Source organism: Streptomyces boncukensis, assembly GCF_011045075.1.
Taxonomy (GTDB): Bacteria; Actinomycetota; Actinomycetes; order Streptomycetales; family Streptomycetaceae; genus Streptomyces; species Streptomyces boncukensis.
In genome coordinates this window covers 1-2,536 of the sequence record NZ_JAAKZZ010000765.1, presented here as the reverse complement: position 1 = coordinate 2,536, position 2,536 = coordinate 1, and the positions used below count along the sequence as shown (strand labels likewise).

At 70.5% G+C, this 2,536-nt stretch carries 4 protein-coding genes; all 4 read right to left on the bottom strand.

The genetic code is table 11. From position 1 onward, the window contains the following. Positions 1-748 (bottom strand): NAD-dependent epimerase/dehydratase family protein (locus tag G5C65_RS35305; protein WP_165303142.1); only part of this gene is annotated, 748 nt, incomplete at its 3' end. Positions 749-905: 157 nt separating this feature from the next. Continuing rightward, positions 906-1,004, bottom strand: coding sequence for a 30S ribosomal protein bS22 (locus G5C65_RS35300; protein ID WP_003948845.1), 99 nt, complete (start codon positions 1,002-1,004; stop codon positions 906-908). 184 nt (positions 1,005-1,188) lie between these two features. Continuing rightward, entirely contained in the window at positions 1,189-1,398 is a 210-nt protein-coding gene (locus tag G5C65_RS35295) for a helix-turn-helix domain-containing protein (protein WP_165303141.1), read from the bottom strand. Positions 1,399-1,526: 128 nt separating this feature from the next. Next, positions 1,527-2,342 (bottom strand): phosphatase, encoded by an 816-nt coding sequence (locus G5C65_RS35290; protein WP_165303140.1) that lies wholly within the window; start codon positions 2,340-2,342, stop codon positions 1,527-1,529. Positions 2,343-2,536 lie beyond the last annotated feature (194 nt).

The window sequence follows — 2,536 nt, the reverse complement described above, 5'->3', positions numbered from 1 at the left end:
CCAGGGGCACCCGCCCCTCCCGTCCGTGCTCCGGGCCCGGAACCGGACCCGGGCCAGGAACCGGGCCAGGACCCGGTCCTCGTACCGCGTGCAGCAGGGCCTCGACCGCGTCGTCCTCGTGGACGAACTGGAGCCGCGGGTCGTAGCCGATGACCGTCGGCAGCACCGGCAGCGAGAAGTACTCGGTGAGCGGGGTCTCGGCGGTGGGGCCCAGGATGTGCGCGAACCGCAGCACCGTGACCGCGACGTCCGGACGGCGGCGCGCGAAGCCCCGCACATAGCCCTCGACTTCCACCGCGTCCTTCGCGAAGCCGCCCGACGGCAGCGACCTGGACGGCGTGGTCTCGTCGAACACGGCGGGATCGCCGGGCGCCGAACCGTAGACGCTGGTGGTCGACTTCACCACCAGGCGGCGCACCAGCGGGGCCCGCTGGCAGGCGCCGAGCAGCTGCATGGCGCCGATCACGTTGGTCTCCTTGACCGAGGCGCGGCTCTCCCCGCGCGGGCTCAGCGGCGTGCCCTGCACATCCATGTGGACCACGGTGTCCACGCCGTACTCGGCCAGGACCCGGGCGATGGCGGGCTGGCGGATGTCGGCCCGTACAAACTCCGCGCCGCCCAGCCGGTGCGCCGGCGGCTGCGCGTCGACCCCGATCACCCGTGCGACGCGCGGGTCCCGCTGGACGCGGTGCACGAACCGGCCGCCGAGCTGCCGGGCCACCCCGGTGACGAGCACGACCTTGCCCACGATCCCCTCCCTGCGGCTCGCTTCACCGTATCCGGTGCATATGACGCCGTCGTATCCCGGACGGGAGGAAAAGCGGAGCCGCCGCCTTTCCCGCCGCGTCCGTGGACGCGGGGAAATGGCGGCGGCCCCGGCTACGCGCTGTGTGTGCGGTGCGCGGTCACTTCTTGTTACGGCGCTGCACACGGGTACGCTTCAGCAGCTTGCGGTGCTTCTTCTTAGCCATCCGCTTACGCCGCTTCTTGATGACAGAGCCCACGACAACCCTCGCTCACGGATCATCCCCGCGCCCGCGGGGAGAACTCATTTCGATTCACTCGGTGCGGGGCGTCCGAGCCCACACGACCTACATGGGGGCCAGCCTACCGGGCACCGGGTGAACGGCGTAATCCGAGGGTCGCCGTGGACTCCGGATCAGCTAGCCGGGCTCATCCGATGCCGGCTCAAGCGCTTTCCACCCCCACATAGGACTCTTCGAGATAGTCATGGACAGCCTTCTCCGGCACCCGGAAGGACCTGCCTACCCGGATCGCCGGCAGATGACCGCTGTGCACCAACCGGTACACGGTCATCTTGGAGACGCGCATCACGGCGGCGACTTCCGCCACGGTCAGGAACACGACCTCGTTCAGAGGCCTCTGATCAGCAGCCATGCCACACCTGAACCTTCCGCACATGTCGGACACCGGCTTCCCCTCCGGTGACTCCTGCTCGCACGTGCGCTCCTCCCCAGATTAGGGGCGTGTGATGCAAGTGGGGAAGAGGAGTAGCGATCGGCCGCCTACTGTGACAGACACGCTCGATTGAGTACATAGCGAGTAAGCGGGCGGTAGTAATCGGACCGCGCAGCGTCATCAAGCGGAACAGCGACCGCGACCCGCCCCTCCGCCTGTCCCACGAAGAGCGCCGGATCGTCCGCGTCACCGGGCCCGATCGCCTCGATACCGAGCTGACCTGCCGCGCAGGCCCAGCCGTGGTCCCCGATAACCAGCCGGGGAAGCGGGCGGCCCTCGGTGGCGGCAGCGCCCAGCGCCACCCGCAGCGGCAGGGGGGAGTGCGTGTGTACGCCGGGCGCGGGCGGCCCTGGCCGAGCGCTGGAAGAACGGACCACGGCGACTCCCCGTACGTAGGACAACTGGCACTGGCGTACCCCGAACCGGGTCGCTATGTCGACACGGCTGCCCTCCGCCGGTGCTAGTACGTCACATCCCGCCGCCGAGAGGGCTGAGGCCAATGTGGCGTAGAAATCCAGGAGTCGGCCCGGGTGACCGGTCCCCAGCAGCACGGGAACGCGTCGCTCGGCCGCGTGCCGCAACCGGTCGGCGAAGGCGTCGAGCGCCGCGATGGTCCGCGCCGGGTCGATCGTCTCCGGTCCCGAAACCCTCTCCGGATCTGGCGATACCCCGCAGGCCGAGGCCATCAACCCGACCAGCTCCGGAACCCGCCACTCCCCCTCGGGCTCCAGCCCGAGCAGCGCCCGGGGGTCCCGCGCCGCGAAGAGACGGTACCGTCCCAGGCTCTTCTCACGGGGCGTCGCGACGGTGCCGGCGAGGCCGGTCGCGAGCAGATGCGCACGCAGTGCGTCCACGCTGAACACGGTCACCATGCTGGCCCGGCCCGGCGGTCCGCGTGCCCGCGACCCCCGACCGCCACCCACCGAATACCCGTACGAGAGCAGGACGCCCGACATCGTCCCTACGGCAGCAGCCCGTGCGACGGGAACACCGCACGGCGGGTCGCCAGCACGGCCTGGTCCAGCGCGTCCCCCGGGTCGTACCCGGACCCCCACTC

Coding starts and splice junctions, on each gene's coding strand:
- G5C65_RS35295 (WP_165303141.1), bottom strand. CDS start 1,398: ATGGCTGCTGATCAGAGGCCTCTGAACGAGGTCGTGTTCCTGACCGTG.